Origin of the sequence: Staphylococcus pasteuri (assembly GCF_030547725.1) — a bacterium.
Lineage (GTDB): Bacteria > Bacillota > Bacilli > Staphylococcales > Staphylococcaceae > Staphylococcus > Staphylococcus pasteuri.
On sequence record NZ_JAUOQO010000006.1, the window covers coordinates 65,183 to 82,127 of the forward strand.

16 protein-coding genes are annotated in these 16,945 nt (G+C 32.4%); 4 read left to right on the plus strand and 12 right to left on the minus strand.

Annotated elements, in window-relative coordinates:
* Positions 1 to 16: 16 nt before the first annotated feature.
* The 5 genes from lpdA to Q4528_RS07985 form a co-directional block, all read right to left on the minus strand.
* The gene (gene lpdA / locus Q4528_RS07965) at positions 17 to 1,423 is read right to left on the minus strand and encodes a dihydrolipoyl dehydrogenase (RefSeq protein ID WP_017637693.1); all 1,407 of its coding nucleotides are present in this window, start codon (positions 1,421 to 1,423) and stop codon (positions 17 to 19) included.
* Positions 1,424 to 1,427: 4 nt separating this feature from the next.
* On the minus strand, positions 1,428 to 2,741 hold the full coding sequence (locus tag Q4528_RS07970) for a dihydrolipoamide acetyltransferase family protein (protein WP_046466551.1): 1,314 nt from the start codon (positions 2,739 to 2,741) through the stop codon (positions 1,428 to 1,430).
* Between the two features lie 63 nt (positions 2,742 to 2,804).
* Positions 2,805 to 3,782: an alpha-ketoacid dehydrogenase subunit beta gene (locus Q4528_RS07975; protein WP_017637695.1), complete on the minus strand. Its 978-nt coding sequence runs from the start codon at positions 3,780 to 3,782 to the stop codon at positions 2,805 to 2,807.
* Positions 3,783 to 3,785: 3 nt separating this feature from the next.
* Positions 3,786 to 4,898, minus strand: coding sequence for a pyruvate dehydrogenase (acetyl-transferring) E1 component subunit alpha (gene pdhA, locus Q4528_RS07980; protein ID WP_017637696.1), 1,113 nt, complete (start codon positions 4,896 to 4,898; stop codon positions 3,786 to 3,788).
* A gap of 172 nt (positions 4,899 to 5,070) precedes the next feature.
* The gene (locus Q4528_RS07985; RefSeq protein ID WP_029055529.1) at positions 5,071 to 5,697 is read right to left on the minus strand and encodes a YkyA family protein; all 627 of its coding nucleotides are present in this window, start codon (positions 5,695 to 5,697) and stop codon (positions 5,071 to 5,073) included.
* Positions 5,698 to 6,008: 311 nt separating this feature from the next.
* On the opposite strand from Q4528_RS07985, the gene def reads away from it, so the two are divergent.
* The 3 genes from def (at position 6,009) to rnjA (ending at position 9,022) form a co-directional block, all read left to right on the plus strand.
* Complete coding sequence (gene def, locus Q4528_RS07990) at positions 6,009 to 6,560, plus strand: peptide deformylase (RefSeq protein WP_017637698.1); 552 nt, start codon at positions 6,009 to 6,011, stop codon at positions 6,558 to 6,560.
* 555 nt (positions 6,561 to 7,115) lie between these two features.
* Entirely contained in the window at positions 7,116 to 7,334 is a 219-nt protein-coding gene (locus Q4528_RS07995; RefSeq protein WP_017637699.1) for a DNA-dependent RNA polymerase subunit epsilon, read from the plus strand.
* The gene (rnjA, locus tag Q4528_RS08000; RefSeq protein WP_046466550.1) at positions 7,334 to 9,022 is read left to right on the plus strand and encodes a ribonuclease J1; all 1,689 of its coding nucleotides are present in this window, start codon (positions 7,334 to 7,336) and stop codon (positions 9,020 to 9,022) included. Before Q4528_RS07995 ends, rnjA begins: the two co-directional genes overlap by 1 nt.
* Before the next feature lie 177 nt (positions 9,023 to 9,199).
* Here the strand turns inward: rnjA and Q4528_RS08005 are convergent, their stop codons facing one another.
* The 3 genes from Q4528_RS08005 to Q4528_RS08015 all read right to left on the minus strand — a co-directional run bounded on the left by Q4528_RS08005 (position 9,200) and on the right by Q4528_RS08015 (position 12,345).
* The gene (locus tag Q4528_RS08005) at positions 9,200 to 9,859 is read right to left on the minus strand and encodes a potassium channel family protein (RefSeq protein ID WP_017637701.1); all 660 of its coding nucleotides are present in this window, start codon (positions 9,857 to 9,859) and stop codon (positions 9,200 to 9,202) included.
* Positions 9,860 to 9,976: 117 nt separating this feature from the next.
* Entirely contained in the window at positions 9,977 to 10,993 is a 1,017-nt protein-coding gene (locus Q4528_RS08010) for a cytochrome d ubiquinol oxidase subunit II (RefSeq protein WP_017637702.1), read from the minus strand.
* Positions 10,990 to 12,345 carry a cytochrome ubiquinol oxidase subunit I gene (locus Q4528_RS08015; protein ID WP_029055531.1) on the minus strand — a complete coding sequence of 452 codons (1,356 nt, stop codon included), beginning with the start codon at positions 12,343 to 12,345 and terminating at the stop codon, positions 10,990 to 10,992. Before Q4528_RS08015 ends, Q4528_RS08010 begins: the two co-directional genes overlap by 4 nt.
* Before the next feature lie 199 nt (positions 12,346 to 12,544).
* Here Q4528_RS08015 and Q4528_RS08020 point away from each other — a divergent pair, with 199 nt between their 5' ends.
* Entirely contained in the window at positions 12,545 to 12,775 is a 231-nt protein-coding gene (locus Q4528_RS08020) for a glutaredoxin family protein (RefSeq protein ID WP_017637704.1), read from the plus strand.
* 67 nt (positions 12,776 to 12,842) lie between these two features.
* Here the strand turns inward: Q4528_RS08020 and ptsP are convergent, their stop codons facing one another.
* The 4 genes from ptsP to Q4528_RS08040 form a co-directional block, all read right to left on the minus strand.
* Complete coding sequence (gene ptsP, locus Q4528_RS08025) at positions 12,843 to 14,561, minus strand: phosphoenolpyruvate--protein phosphotransferase (RefSeq protein ID WP_017637705.1); 1,719 nt, start codon at positions 14,559 to 14,561, stop codon at positions 12,843 to 12,845.
* Position 14,562: 1 nt separating this feature from the next.
* Positions 14,563 to 14,829, minus strand: a complete 267-nt coding sequence (locus Q4528_RS08030) for a phosphocarrier protein HPr (RefSeq protein WP_017637706.1) — start codon at positions 14,827 to 14,829, stop codon at positions 14,563 to 14,565.
* Between the two features lie 155 nt (positions 14,830 to 14,984).
* Positions 14,985 to 15,527 (minus strand): hypothetical protein, encoded by a 543-nt coding sequence (locus Q4528_RS08035; protein WP_046466549.1) that lies wholly within the window; start codon positions 15,525 to 15,527, stop codon positions 14,985 to 14,987.
* A gap of 58 nt (positions 15,528 to 15,585) precedes the next feature.
* Positions 15,586 to 16,758 (minus strand): class I SAM-dependent rRNA methyltransferase, encoded by a 1,173-nt coding sequence (locus tag Q4528_RS08040; RefSeq protein ID WP_046466548.1) that lies wholly within the window; start codon positions 16,756 to 16,758, stop codon positions 15,586 to 15,588.
* Between the last annotated feature and the right edge of the window lie 187 nt (positions 16,759 to 16,945).

A 16,945-nucleotide genomic window follows, 5' to 3' on the forward strand; every position in this document is an offset into this window, starting at 1 on the left:
TAACTAATTCGTTAAATTACATTGTGTGGATTGGGTAACCAATCGCTTTTTCAGCTGCTTCCATTGACATTTCACCTAATGTTGGGTGAGCATGTACTGTTAAAGCAATATCTTCAGCGTTCATACCTGATTCAATTGCTAAACCTAATTCAGAAATAATATCTGATGCGCCAGTACCAACAACTTGAGCACCGATGATTGTGTCATCTTCTTTAAGTGTAATTAATTTAACAAAACCATTAGTATCATCTAAAGATAATGCACGGCCATTTGCAGCGTAAGGGAATTTAGAAGCTTTAATTGATAAACCTTCTTCTTTTGCTTGCGCTTCAGTATATCCAACTTGAGCTAATTCTGGCTCAGTGAAACATACTGCTGGCATACCAATGTAATCAACTTCTGCAGCTTGTCCATCAATAGCTTCTGCAGCAACTTTTGCTTCGTAGCTAGCTTTATGAGCAAGTGGTAAACCTGGAACGATATCTCCAATTGCGAAAATATTTTCGATTGAAGTACGGCTTTGTTTATCAACTTCTAATAAACCGCGTTCTCCGAATTTAAGACCTAATTCTTCTAAGCCTAATTCATCAGTGTTTGGACGACGTCCAACAGTTACTAATACATAATCAGCTTCGATTGTTTGTTCTTCACCTTTAGCTTCATAAGTAACTTTAACACCATTTTCAGTTTCTTCAGCTGATTTAGCCATAGCTTCAGTAACGATTTCGACACCTTTTTCTTTCATGCCTTTTTTAACTGGTTGTGTCATTTGTTTTTCAAAGCCGCCTAAAATATCTTTGGCACCTTCAAGAATTGTTACTTCTGAACCGAAGTTTGCAAATGCAGTACCAAGTTCTGAACCGATATAACCGCCACCAACTACAACTAATTTACCAGGTACTTCTTGTAAGTTTAACGCACCTGTTGAATCGATAACGCGTTTACCGAATTCAAAGTTAGGAATTTCAATTGGTCTAGAACCAGTTGCGATAATAGCATGTTTGAAATTGTAAGTTTGAGCACTTTTTTCATCCATAACACGTAAACTGTTATTATCTACAAAGTAAGCTTCGCCTTTAACGATTTCAACTTTATTACCTTTTAATAATCCTTCAACTCCACCAGTTAATTTGTTAACTACTGATGATTTGAATTCTTGAACTTTTTCATAGTTTAAAGAAACACTTTCAGCAATTACCCCTAAATTTTCTGAATGTTGTGCTTCAACAAAACGATGAGATGCGTGTAATAAAGCTTTAGAAGGAATACAACCAACGTTTAAGCAAACGCCGCCTAAATTACCTTTCTCAACGATTGTTACTTTTTGACCTAGTTGTGCTGCACGAATTGCTGCAACATAACCTCCGGGACCTGCTCCGATTACAATAGTATCTGTTTCAATTGGGAAATCTCCAACTACCATCTTTTTACCCCTCCATTAATAATAATTCTGGATTATTTAATAAACGTTTAATGTGATTCATAGCATTTTGTCCAGTTGCACCATCGATTTGTCTGTGGTCAAAGCTTAATGATAATGCAAGAACTGGAGCTGCTACAATTTCTCCATCTTTAACAATCGGTTTTTGAGCAATACGCCCAATTCCTAAGATAGCTACTTCTGGGTGATTAATAACTGGAGTGAACCATTGTCCACCAGCTGAACCGATATTACTGATTGTACATGTTGCACCTTTCATTTCATCAGAAGTTAATTTACCATCACGTGCTTTAACAGCTAGTTCATTAATTTCATCAGAAATTTGGAAAATAGATTTACGGTCAGCATGTTTAACAACAGGAACTAATAAACCTCTGTCTGTGTCTGCTGCAATACCAATATTCCAATAATGTTTGTGTACAATTTCGCCAGCTTCTTCATTAAATGAAGTATTAAGTGCTGGGTATTTTTTAAGTGCAGAAACAAGTGCTTTCACTACATATGGTAAGAAAGTAAGTTTTGTTCCTTGTTCAGCTGCAACTTCTTTGAATTTCTTACGGTGATCCCATAATTGTTGAACATCAATTTCATCCATTAATGTAACGTGTGGCGCTGTGTGTTTAGAATTAACCATAGCTTTGGCAATTGCTTTACGCATAGCTGGGATTTTTTCAGTTGTTTCTGGGAAATCGCCTTCTGGAACTGTTTGAGTTGCTGCAACATTACTATCTTCTGAAGTAGCATCTGATGCTGCACTTTCATTAGATGTAGTTTGAGTTGATCCACCATTTAAGTATGCATCAACATCTTCTTTTGTAATACGTCCATTTTTACCTGAACCTGCAACTGCTTTAATATTCACGCCATTTTCACGTGCATATTTACGTACTGAAGGCATTGCTTTAATAGTTCTATTTTCATCAACTTCAGCGTCTTGAGCATTAGTTGCTGCTGGTTGACTTTCTTGAGATGAAGCGTTGTCTTCTTGAGGAGCTTCTTCTTTAGGTGCATCACTTGATGATTCATCACTGTGATGACCTTTGAATGTCATTTCTTCAGCATCTGGTGCGTCAATTTTAACGATGATATCACCAACAACTGCTACTGTACCCTCATCAACTAATACTTCTTCAATTGTACCACTAACTGGTGATGGAATTTCTACAACAGATTTATCATTTTGAACTTCTGCTAAGACATCATCTTCTTCAATTGTATCTCCAGCTTTTACAAACCATTTTACAATTTCACCTTCGTGGATACCTTCCCCGATGTCGGGTAATCTAAATTCAAATGCCACGGTCTTTTTCCTCCTAAGATTTTATAATAAAAATCACTATTTAATATAAATTTTATTCAATTATTAAAATTCTAAAGTTGCTTTTGCTTTTTCAACAATATCATTTTTATTTGGTAACCAAACATTCTCAGCTTGAGTAAATGGATATACTGTGTCAGCTGCTGCAACACGAGCGATTGGAGCTTCTAATGATAAAATTGTACGTTCAGCTAATTCAGCTGCTACTTGTGCACCAACACCTGCTTGACGTTGTGCTTCTTGTACAACTACTGCTCTATTTGTTTTTTCAACTGAAGCTACTAAAGTATCAATATCAATTGGTTGTACTGTACGTAAATCAATTACTTCAACAGAATAACCTTCTTTTTCTAATTCTTCAGCTGCTTTTAATGATTCTTGAACCATTGCGCCATAAGCGATTAAAGTAATGTCGTTACCTTCTTTTTTAACATTAGCTTTTCCGATATCAATTGTATATTCTTCTTCAGGAACTTCTTCTCTGAATGAACGATATAATTTCATATGCTCTAAATATACTACTGGATCGTTACTTCTAATAGAAGAAAGTAATAAACCTTTAGCATCGTATGGACCTGAAGGGATAACAACTTTTAATCCAGGAGATTGAGCTAAAATACCTTCTAAGTTATCTGCGTGTAATTCAGGAGTATGCACACCGCCACCGAATGGGGTACGAATTGTTACAGGTGCAGTTTTAGAACCACCTGAACGGAAACGAGTACGTGCGATTTGTCCTGCTACAGAGTCAAATACTTCATATACGAATCCTAAGAATTGGATTTCCATTACTGGACGGAAACCTTCAATAGCTAAACCTAAAGCTAAACCGCCAATACCAGATTCTGCAAGTGGTGTATCGAATACACGATCTTCACCAAACTCTTTTTGTAAACCTTCAGTAACACGGAATACACCACCGTTAACACCAACGTCTTCACCGAAAACTAATACGTCTTCGTCTTTTTTAAGTTCAGTTTTAAGCGCATCATTAATCGCTTGAACCATTGTCATTTGTGCCATGGCTTACTTCGACTCCTTCTCTTTGTAAATTTCATATTGTTCTGCTAAGTTTTGAGGCATTTCTTCATACATGATTTCCATTAGAGAAGTAACAGTTTGTTTTTCTGTATTGTCAGCCTCTTTAATAGCTGCTTTGATGTCTGATTTAGCACGTTCAATAACTTCATTTTCTTTCTCTTCATTCCAAAGACCTTTGTTTTCCAAGAATTTTCTGAAACGTACTAATGGGTCTTTTTTCTCCCATTCTGCGTCTTCATCTGAAGTTCTGTAACGTGTAGGGTCGTCACCAGCCATAGTATGTGGACCATAACGATATGTCATAGTTTCGATTAATGTTGGACCTTCACCTGCAACTGCACGTTCACGAGCTTCTTTAGTAGCTTGATATACTGCTAACGCATCCATACCATCAACTTGGATACCAGGGATACCAACAGCAATAGCTTTTTGAGCTAATGAAGTTGCTGCAGTTTGTTTGCTACGTGGTGTTGAAATCGCGTAGTTATTGTTTTGAATAACAAAGATTGCTGGTGCTTTGTATGCTGAAGCAAAGTTAATACCTTCATAGAAGTCACCTTGAGATGAACCACCATCACCAGTATAAGTAATTGCAACTGCATTTTTTCCACGTTTTTTAAGACCGAATGCTACACCTGCTGTTTGAATATATTGAGCACCGATGATAATTTGTGGGCTTAATGCATTAACGCCTTCAGGGAATTGATTTCCTTTGAAGTGACCTCTTGAGAATAAGAAAGCTTCAGTTAAAGGTAAACCATGCCAAATAATTTGTGGCACATCACGATACCCTGGTAAAATAAAGTCTTCTTTTTCTAAAGCGTATTGAGAAGCTAATTGAGAAGCCTCTTGTCCTGCTGTAGGTGCATAGAAACCTAAACGACCTTGTCTATTTAAAGAAATAGAACGTTGGTCTAAAATACGTGTCCATACCATTCTTTCCATTAATTCTACTAATTCTTCGTCTGTTAAATCAGGTACTAAGTCTTCATTTACAACGTTACCATCTACGTCTAAAATTTGAACCATTTCAAATTTCGACTGTGTGTCATTTAGTACTTTTACCGCATCGAATTGGGCTTGTAACTTAGGAGCCATTCAATTCACCATACCTTTCCCATTTATAAATAGAAATTCATTTTATCCATAACAATTGTATCACAAATAAATAACCCTGTTAAACGATTTCATAAAGTTCTGTTTTATTATAAAAAGATACAGATGTGAGGACTGTACTAATACTTCCCCTACATCTGTATCAATCGTCAAATTATTTAAATTGATCTACGTCTTGTTTTTCCTTATTTACCTTGTTCATAGCTTTTGAATACGCTTTAAATTTCTTATTCATATCTTTGTAGGCTTTACTTAATTCTTTTGATTTTTCATCAACTTGTTCTTGTGTTGCACCATCTTTATTAATAAAACTAAACAGTGATTTTTCTTTACCTAAAGCTTTTTTGTAAGCCTTTGCATAGTCGCTATGTGTTTTATATTTATCTTTTATCGCTTTATCTAGTTCTTCAACTTCTTTTTTCTTATCTTTATTGTCTATATTATCAATGTGTGATTCTGCTTTTTTAAATTCTTTTTCAGACTCATTAAGCGCTTTTTCTTCTTTTTTAAATTCTTTTTCACGTTTTTCTGCATTTTCGACAATATCATCAGCAGCTTTCTCTCTAGTTTGCTGATCTTTATCATTAGCTTTTTTAAATAGCTTTTGTTTTTCTTCTTCTAACTTATTTATTTTTTTACTTACATCTGTAACTGGTTTTTCTTTATCAAAAGCATTTTGTACTTGATCGTCATATGCTTTAATTTCCTTTTTATCTGTAGTACATCCTGCTAACAAAACAGCCGATGTAGCTACTACTGCTATCGTTTTGTTAAATTTCATTTCTGTTTCCTCCTCAAAGTTGTACGCTTGTTATAATAAATAAATCTACATTATAAATCAACGAAATCGATATTATAAGCCGTCTAAACTATTCATGTATATAACGAGTATGCCTTTATTTATATTATAATATAAAATTATTATACTATATAGTATCAGTGAGTTTTGAATTTACACCTTCTACTTATAGAAGTTTGTCGACTATGATGTTATTCTAACTTTTATTTAGTATTTCTACTAATAATCTAATTTACATCAATGTACTTCTACCTATCTAATTTGGTATATTTATATTAAGGAAGGTGTCAAACATGTTAACAATGAAAGATATAATAAGAGATGGTCATCCTACACTACGTGAAAAAGCTCAAGAATTAAGTTTCCCTTTATCTAATGAAGATAAAGAAACATTAAAAGCTATGCGTGAGTTTTTAATTAATAGTCAAGATGATGACATCGCTAATAAATATGGTTTACGCTCAGGCGTTGGTTTAGCAGCACCACAAATTAATGTCTCAAAAAGAATGATTGCAGTTTATTTACCTGATGATGGTAATGGGAAATCTTATGATTATATGTTAGTGAATCCAAAGGTAATGAGTTATAGTGTCCAAGAAGCTTATTTACCAACTGGTGAAGGATGTTTAAGTGTTGACGAATCAATTCCTGGATTGGTACATCGTCATAATAGAGTAACAATAAAAGCTCAAGACATCGAAGGTAATGATATTAAATTACGTTTAAAAGGTTACCCTGCTATCGTTTTCCAACATGAAATTGATCATTTAAATGGTGTAATGTTTTACGATCATATCGACGAAGCTAATCCTTTAACACCACATAATGATGCAGTAGAAGTTTAATATGAAATTTTAAAACTCGTAAGTATTATTTACTTACGAGTTTTTATTTCTGAACTTCTGTAAATATTATTACGAGTCTTAACTCCACTACTCCTCATTTTATGTATTTCTTCATCGTATCTAAATACCTGTCTATTATAATTTAAACGAATATCTAATAGTAAAAGTGGAACAATTCCATTTGAAAACTAGTCATTATTTAAATATTCTCGCTTAAAACACTTCTTATCACTTTACTTAAAGATAAAACTGCTTTATTTCTTCTTATACATCATGTAAAATATATATTAACTGAAAACTTAGTGAACTAATGCTATTTTTCAAAATTTGAACGACAATATTTCCCTGGAAAACATACTCGGTAGTGAAATTAAATAGAATCATTGTATATCTATTTAGATTGAGCTGGTATGTATTTTATTTTAAATAAGGAAGCATGCTTTATTGAAGAGTTATATCAATTAGAATTTTATTGTTTCTATCTTTAATAACCCGAGTTGTAAACCAAGGGACTTGAATAAATATTTAAAACAACCCTTAGGAGGAATTATATCAATGTCAGTATTTAAAGTATTCTATCAACATAATAAAGATGAAGTAATCGTGCGTGAAAACACACAAACAATTTATGTTGAAGCACAAACTGAAGAACAAGTTAGACGTTATTTAAAAGACCGTAATTTTAATATCGAATTTATCACTAAATTAGAGGGCGCACATTTAGATTACGAAAAAGAAACTTCAGATCATTTCAGTGTGGAGAAAGCTGAATAATGAAACAATTACATCAAAATGAAGTAGGTGTATATGCACTTGGTGGCTTAGGTGAAGTTGGTAAAAACACTTATGCTATTGAGTACAAAAATGAAATCGTGATTATTGATGCTGGTATTAAATTTCCAGATGATAATCTTTTAGGAATTGACTATGTCATTCCTGATTACACTTACTTAGAACAGAACCAAGATAAAATTGTTGGTCTGTTCATAACACATGGACACGAAGATCATATAGGTGGTGTGCCCTTCCTATTAAAGCAAATTAATGTACCTATTTACGGTGGTCCATTAGCTTTAGGATTGATTAGAAACAAATTAGAAGAACATAACTTATTACGTACTGCTCAACTGAACGAAATTAATGAAGATAGTGTCATTAAATCAAAACACTTTGAAATTTCATTCTACCTTACTACTCATAGTATCCCAGAAGCATACGGTGTTGTTGTGGATACTCCAGAAGGTAAAATTGTTCATACTGGAGATTTTAAGTTTGATTTCACACCTGTTGGTGAACCAGCTAACATTGCAAAAATGGCTAAACTTGGTGAAGAAGGTGTGCTTTGTCTCCTATCTGACTCAACAAATGCTTTAGTACCAGATTTTACACTTAGTGAACGTGAAGTTGGTCAAAATGTCGATAAAATTTTCCGTAATTGCAAAGGTCGTATCATATTTGCTACCTTCGCTTCGAATATCTATCGTGTACAACAAGCAGTAGAAGCCGCTGTTAAACACAATAGAAAAATTGTCACATTCGGACGCTCAATGGAAAATAATATTAAAATTGGTATGGAATTAGGCTATATTAAAGCTCCACCTGAAACTTTTGTAGAACCAGGTAAAATTAATAGTATTCCTAAACATGAATTACTTATTTTATGTACAGGATCTCAAGGTGAACCAATGGCAGCATTATCTCGTATTGCTAATGGTACACACAAACAAATTAAAATTATCCCAGAAGATACAGTGGTATTTAGTTCATCACCTATTCCTGGTAATACAAAAAGTATTAACCGTACAATCAATGCACTTTACAAAGCTGGTGCAGATGTCATTCATAGTAAAATTTCTAATATTCATACATCTGGACACGGTTCACGTGGAGACCAGTCCCTTATGCTACGTTTAATTCAACCAAAATACTTCTTACCTATTCATGGTGAGTACCGTATGTTGAAAGCACATGGTGAAACTGGTGTTGATTGTGGTGTAGATGAAGATAATGTATTTATCTTTGATATAGGTGACGTACTTGCCTTAACATATGATTCGGCTCGTAAAGCAGGCAGAATCCCTTCAGGTAATGTCCTTGTCGATGGTAGCGGTATTGGTGATATAGGTAACGTTGTTATTAGAGATCGTAAATTATTATCTGAAGAAGGTTTAGTAATCGTTGTAGTTAGCATCGACTTTAATACTAACACGTTACTTTCAGGTCCAGATATCATATCAAGAGGTTTTGTTTATATGCGTGAATCTGGCCAATTAATATATGATGCACAACGTCGTATTAAAACAGATGTTATATCCAAATTAAATCAAAATAAAGATATACAGTGGCATCAAATTAAATCTTCAATTATTGAAACATTACAACCATATTTATTTGAAAAAACAGCTCGTAGACCAATGATTTTACCGGTTATTATGAAAGTTAATGAAAATAAAAATCAATAATTCTATAATAAACTCCCATAAGTAATAATTATCCTTCGATAATTTCACTTATGGGAGTTTTTGTATTGGAAAAATAAAATATTAGAACATAAAAATACACTCAGATGAATTGAAATTAATCTACTTCATCTGAGTGCTAGAATTGTAGGGTATATCCCTACTTATTACTAATATTATTTATTTAACGATATTCTTTTCAAAGCGACCTAAATCATTATCGTGTCCAATCATAATCAGTATATCCCCGATTTCAATACTTAAATATGGATCAGGTGAAACTATAAACTGCTTACCTCTTTTAATAGCAATAATATTAATTCCATATTGAGCACGGATATCTAAGTCTATGATAGTTTGTCCAGTCATTTTTTCTGTAGCTTTTAATTCAACGATTGAATGTTCATCTGCTAATTCTAAATAATCTAATACACTGGCACTTGCAACATTATGTGCAATACGTCTTCCCATATCACGTTCTGGATGTACAACAGTATCTGCCCCTATTTTATTTAATATTTTGGCATGATAATCATTTTGTGCTTTGGCTGTAACCTTTTTTACACCTAATTCTTTTAAAATAAGTGTTGTTAAAGTACTAGATTGAATATTTTCACCAATTGCCACAATAACATGATCAAAGTTTCTTATACCTAAACTTTTCATTACTGCTTCATCTGTTGTATCTGCAACAACTGCATGTGTTGCAATATCGCTATATTCATTGACTCTATTTTCATCACTATCAATAGCCATAACATCCATATCTAAGGCGTTAAGTTCACGAACAATACTGCCACCGAAACGACCTAAACCAATTACAACGTATTCCTTTTCCATAATTGTCCTCCGTAATATATACACATTTAAATAACAACGGCTAAATCAATCCTTACTAATGTAACACTTTAAAAATTGATTCAATACCGATGTTATATATTGATAAACTTTTATAAATTATTTTTTGCCCTCAACATAATCTTTATCGAAAACAAATAATCTCAATAATAATATTAACGATGGAACTAATAAAAGTAAACCTAAAATAAATGCTATTACAAGTGCTAGACCCATTTCATCATTGACATGGGAACTTGAAATTTTCACAAATGGTTGTAATAAATATGGCAATTTACTGATACCATATCCGAAAAAGGCAAATAACATCTGTAGAATAACCATAATAAATGCCAAGCCATGATTTTTCTTAAATATTGTTAATGCACCAGCAATTAAGAAAAATATAAAACTAATAACAAACATCCACCAATAGTTAAAGACAGCATTATTAAAATGATATGAATTTTGAACTCTTAGTGATAAAAAGACAAATAATGAAATAATCATCATTGGTGGTCCCCAAAATATATGCCAACGTCTCATTAAATCGTATGCTGGTTTATCATTCGCTTTATTAGCATAAAACGTTAGGAATCCTGAAGATATATAAAGTACAGATATAATGGCTAAAAATACTACGGACCATGCGAAAGGACTTAATAACAATTGAACCCATTCCAAATCAACATGATTACCAACTTCTTTTATATAGCCACCTTCTGAAATCGTTAATCCAGTCGCTAATGCAGCCGGAATCAACAAACCTGTTAAACCATATAAGACAATCCATGGTAATTTAGTATCTTGACCATAATTTTCAAATGCGTAAAAACTATTTCTAATTGAAATCAATATCGTTCCAAGTGAACCGGGAACAAGTAGCACTGTTCCTAAATACTTAACTGAATCCGGAAAGAAACCAACGAAACCGACAAAGAAAAATACAAAAAATACGTTGGTTACTTCCCAAACTGGACTTAAATATCTTTCAATAAGGTGATTAATTTTCTTTTCATCACCAGTAATTTTAGAGTGGAGTGCAAAGAATCCTGCACCAAAATCAATTGAGGCTACGATGATATAGCAAAATAAAAAAATCCATAACACTGTAATACCTATATATGAATACATCATTTGCTATCACCTCTTTCTTTAATTACTCGATCAACATCATTGATTGCCGGTTTATTTTTAAACATTCTTAGTAAAACATAAGCTGAAGTTACTAAAAGTACTAAATATAATAAACCAAATAGTATTGTTACTAACGTAATGCCTCCAGCTTGTGTTGCAGCTTGTGAAACTCTTAAATAACCTCTTACAATCCATGGTTGGCGTCCCATTTCAGTTAAGAACCAACCAAACTCTATAGCTAACATAGAAGCTGGTCCAGTTAATAAAATACCGTATAACATAGCTTTATGAGTTGTAAACTTACGTAATTTTTTAATGATTAAAAATAACATATATATTCCAGAAACAATAAAACAAAATACACCCATAGATACCATTAAATCAAAGAAATAATGAACGATTAATGGTGGTAATTCATTTTTAGGAAAATCATTAAGTCCTTTTACTGTTGTTTTCGTATTATTATCAGCTAAAAAACTTAACATTCCAGGTATTTCAATAGCACCAGATACTTCTTTTGTTTTGTCGTTTAATACACCAAAAAATACTAAATTGGCATGTGACTGCGTATCAAAATGCCATTCATAAGCTGCTAATTTTTCAGGTTGTACTTTGTGCAAGAATTTTGCAGACATGTCCCCTGCTAACATAGATAATAATGTTGATATAAAACCAACAATCATAGTCATTTTTAAAGATTTTAAATGATATGTTTTATCTTCTGGGTGACGATTTTTTAATAACTTAAACGCTGCAATTGCTGCAAGAACGAATGCCATTGTCATACCTGCTGTCGCAACGACGTGAAATGATCTTACAATAAATGATGAATTAAACATTGCTTCTAATGGTTGAACATTCACCATTCGACCATTCTTCATTTCAAAGCCAGCAGGTGTATTCATAAATGAGTTAACTGACGTTATAAAAAATGCTGAGAACGACCCACCGATAATCACAGGTAAACCAATGAAAAAGTGAATCCATTTATTTTTGAATCTATCCCATGTATAAAGATAAATACTTAGGAAAATTGCTTCAAAGAAGAAAGCAAATGTTTCCATAAATAATGGTAAGGCTATGACATGACCACCCATTTTCATAAATGTCGGCCAAACAAGCGACAGTTGTAAACCAATAATTGTACCCGTTACAACACCAACTGCAACAGTTATTGTATAACCTTTTGACCATCTTCTTGCTAATGCTATATAATTCGCATCATTATTACGTATACCAAGAAATTCTGCAATAACAAACATTAATGGCATACCAACACCGATTGTTGCAAATATGATATGTACTGCTAATGTCATACCTGTAAGCAATCGGCTTATTTCTACTGAATCCATATATAATCACCTTGTACTTATAATTTTAAATATTTTACAATGCTTAAAATTATAAATCTTCTGTATCACAAACAAAATACATCTGCTTACAATTTTGATATAAAATTTATTAAAAGACACACAATGTTCACACCATTGATATTTTAAGAATTTATCTATAAGATAAGTCTATACAAATTTAAGAGAAAGGAAATTTTCGATGTCACAGATAACATTATATACTCAAGACGATTGTCCACCTTGTACATTTGTTAAAAATCATCTAAAAGCAAATAATGTTGATTTTATAGAAAAAAACATTAAAAATAATCAATATCGTATTGAAATGATGGATTATGATGCGTTTGCTACCCCATTTATATTGTTAGATAACCAACCTATGTATCAAGTTGATATGGATAAAATTAATGATGCTTTTAATATTAAATAATCTTGAATGAACAAACAAAAAAGCAACTAGAGCAAAATTAATTGCCCTAGTTGCTTTTTAATATATATTATTTTGAAATGTTATTAACTAATTCGATAACTTCCTCTTGTGTAGCACAATCAATAGCACGATTTGCTAATTCTGACATTTCGTTTTGGCTTAAGCCATTAATTTGTCTTCTAGCTTTAAGAATAGATGTAGGACTCATTGAGAACTCGTCTAATCCTAAACCTAATAATAATGGCACTGCAGTTGCATCTCCTGCCATTTCACCACACATACCTGTCCATTTACCTTCTTTGTGAGAAGCTTCAATAACTTGTTTAACTAAACGTAAAATTGAAGGGTTGTATGGTTGGTATAAATAAGATACACGTTCTGACATACGGTCTGCAGCTAATGTGTATTGAATTAAATCATTTGTACCGATACTAAAGAAATCAACTTCTTTAGCAAATACATCAGCTAAAGCTGCAGTTGCTGGAATTTCAACCATGATACCAATTTCAATGTCATCAGATACATCATAACCTTCGTTTTGAAGATTTTCTTTTTCTTCTAATAACATAGCTTTAGCATCACGGAATTCTTTGATAGTTGCAACCATTGGGAACATAATATTTAATTTACCATAAACAGAGGCACGTAATAACGCGCGTAATTGTGGTCTGAAAATATCGGGTTGTGCTAAGCAAAGACGTATCGCTCTGTAACCTAAGAATGGATTCATTTCATCAGGTAAGTCTAAGTAAGGTAATTCTTTATCGCCACCAATATCTAATGTACGAACAACGACACGTTTACCTTCCATAGTTTCTAATACTTTTTTATAAGCTTCGAATTGTTCTTCTTCAGTAGGTAATTGATCTCTACCCATGTATAAGAACTCAGTACGATATAATCCAACACCTTGTGCACCATTTTCAATTACACCTGGTAAATCATTTGGTGTACCGATGTTAGCTGCTAATTCAGCATGAACACCATCTACAGATACAGTATCTGCATCACGTAATTTTTGTAATTCTTGTTTATCTTCAAAGAAACGTTCACGTTTATTTTGATAAGCAATTACTTCATCTTCTGTAGGGTCGATAATAACATCACCTGTTAAACCATCGACAATAATCATATCACCTTGTTTCACTTCTTTAGTGATTGATTTTGTACCTACAACAGCAGCGATTTCTAAAGAACGACTCATAATTGCTGAGTGGCTTGTTCTGCCACCAATATTCGTAACAAAACCTTGAACGAATTCTTTGTTTAATTGTGCTGTATCAGAAGGTGTTAAGTCATTACCAATAATAACAACACTTTCATCAATCATACTTGGGTTTGGTAATTCAACACCAAGAATATGTGCTAAAACACGTTTAGAAACGTCTCTAATATCAGCAGCACGTTCTTTCATATATTCATTATCCATAGATTCAAAAATAGTAATAAATTGAGTAGTAACCTCATTTAATGCTGTCGCAGCATTAACTTTATCATTTTTAATTTTATCTTGGATAGGTTGAATTAATTCTGGATCATCTAAAACAAGTAAATGTGCATCAAAAATAGCTGCTTTATCAGCGCCTAATTGAACTTCTGCATTATTTCTTATTTTAGTTAATTCAATTTTAGATGCTTCGATAGCGTTATTGAATTTGCTAGTTTCACCTTCAACATCAGTGATTGTTTCACTGCTGTCAAAAGTTAAGTCTGGCTCAACTATTAAGTATGCTTTAGCGATTGCTACACCGTCAGATGCCGCAATACCATTAATTAATTTAGACATATTACTTAGTTAAACCTTCTTTTGATAAGACATCACTGATTGATTCAATTGCTTCTGTTTCGTCGCTACCGTCAGCATAAATTGTAATTTCAGCATCTTTACCAACACCTAAACTCATAACACCCATAATTGATTTTAAGTTAACTTTTTTACCGTTGTATTCTAATTGAATATCTGAATCAAATTTTGAAGCTGTTTGTACCAACATTGTTGCTGGGCGAGCGTGAATTCCTGTTTCATCGATAATTACATATGATTTTTGTTCCATAAATTTATTTCTCCTTCTATAAGTTAGAATCTTCAATATACTTACAATCTAACATAATTTTTTATACTTTAACTTTACCAAAACCAATAGTTAAATTCAATTTCTTTAAAACCGGTTTCAGTATATTTCTACAAAATTATAACAATTTATAGTCTTTAAAGTAAATCTTTGACGACTTTTTCACATTTTTCAATGTGATCCTGGCCTAATTTTTTCATGAAATAATAACTAATTGATGCTGAAACTGCTTGTCCAACAAATGGGAACCATTTCGTTTGTTTAGCAGCTGTTCTTTTAGCAACATCTCTGATAACTACTTTCATCAAAGCATTTGTCAATTTTTTACCAATGAATTGACTACCTTGGATAGCTGCCGCTGACATAATACGTTCTCTAACATCATCACTTAATGAATTAACTTGTTTATGATCTAATCCATAGATTTTGTTTACATCGCTTATGATATCTCTCATTAATTTGATATCAACACCAAAATCTAAACCTGGAATAGGTACAACACTCATACCAGATGATAATATAGATTTCTTTTTAACGAGTTTTTCCGCTGATTCTCGTCTATCTTGTAATTCACTTTGAGTTACTGGTAAATTACTTTTTTCTTTAATTTCTTCAATATTTAAAACTCTGTTACCAACAGTATTAGTAACTTTGTTAGTCACTTTATTTCTAATACTCATCTTATTCCCCTTCCCAGATTCATATTTCATTAAGACTATATACCCAGTTTATAAATATTTAATGCTCAATATTAACGAAAATCGCTTTTAAATATTTTGAAGGTTTGTAGTGAGGATGTGTTTTAAAGTCTTTAGGTAATCCCATAACTTCTTTAATTTCATATTCAACTTCAGCATTATCTAAAGTCGTTTTAATTACATTTTTAAATGCTTTAAGTGAAAATACACTAGAATTCGTACATAACAATAATGTTCCCTTTTCAGATAAGATGTCTAAAGCACCGTCAATTAATTTATCGTAATCTTTTTGAACAGAAAATGTTTTTTTCTTGTTACGTGCAAAACTTGGTGGATCTATAACGATTGTGTCATATTGATGACCATGTCTTTTGGCATAATTGTAAAAATCAAATGTATCCATAACATAAATATATTCAGATTTAGGATCAATCGCATTTAGTCCAAAATTTTCCTCTGTTAATCCTCTTGAACGATTAGCTAAGTCTACACTTGTTGTTGATAAAGCATTTTGAGCAGCTACCACAGAAAATGCACCAGTGTAACTAAACACGTTTAAAATATGACGTCCCTCAGAAAATTGGTCACGTAATTTTTTCCTTACTTCTTTTTGATCTAGGAATATACCAGTCATTAATCCATCTTCTAAGTCAACATTATAAAATGTGAAATTTTCCTCTATAACAATTGGAAATGTCTGACGTTCCCCTTCAACAAATCCACCAGTATACTCTGTATCTTTGAAACGCATTTTTTCATAAATAGATTGATACTCAAATGTTGATTTTATTGCTTCTAAAATATAGTAACGATACTTATAAATTCCTTTTGAATACCATTGAATTAACAAGTTCCCATCATAATTATCAATTGTTAATCCTCCGACACCATCGCCTTCAGCATTAAATAATCTAAAAGCATTTGTTCCATCAATATGGTAATAATATTCTCTTTCAGTCAATGCCTGTTCGAATAGTCTTTTGAAAAAAGCAGTATTAATATCTTCAGAAGGATTATAACTTAACACCCATCCTAAACCTTTATGTTGTCGACCTACATAAGCGGTTGCGATATATTGCTCCCTACCATCTACTAATTTGAATAAATCCCCCTCTTTCAGGTGATCATGTGCATAAATATCATCTTCGTCTATTAGTGGATATTGATTATGGTATTTTGTTTCTTTTCCTCTATTTAAAGTTGCTATTTTCATATACTTAACTTACCTCTCTTTTAATATATTTCTACGGGAAATTAATTTAAATTCACAATTAAGCCTTATACTTTAATTTTTATAAGCTAACAAGTAAATATTTTAATTCAATCGCTATTTTAACAAATTTTTCATCTTACTCCTATTTTCTAACAAAAAAAGAGCGGTATCACAATTCAATCTTTAA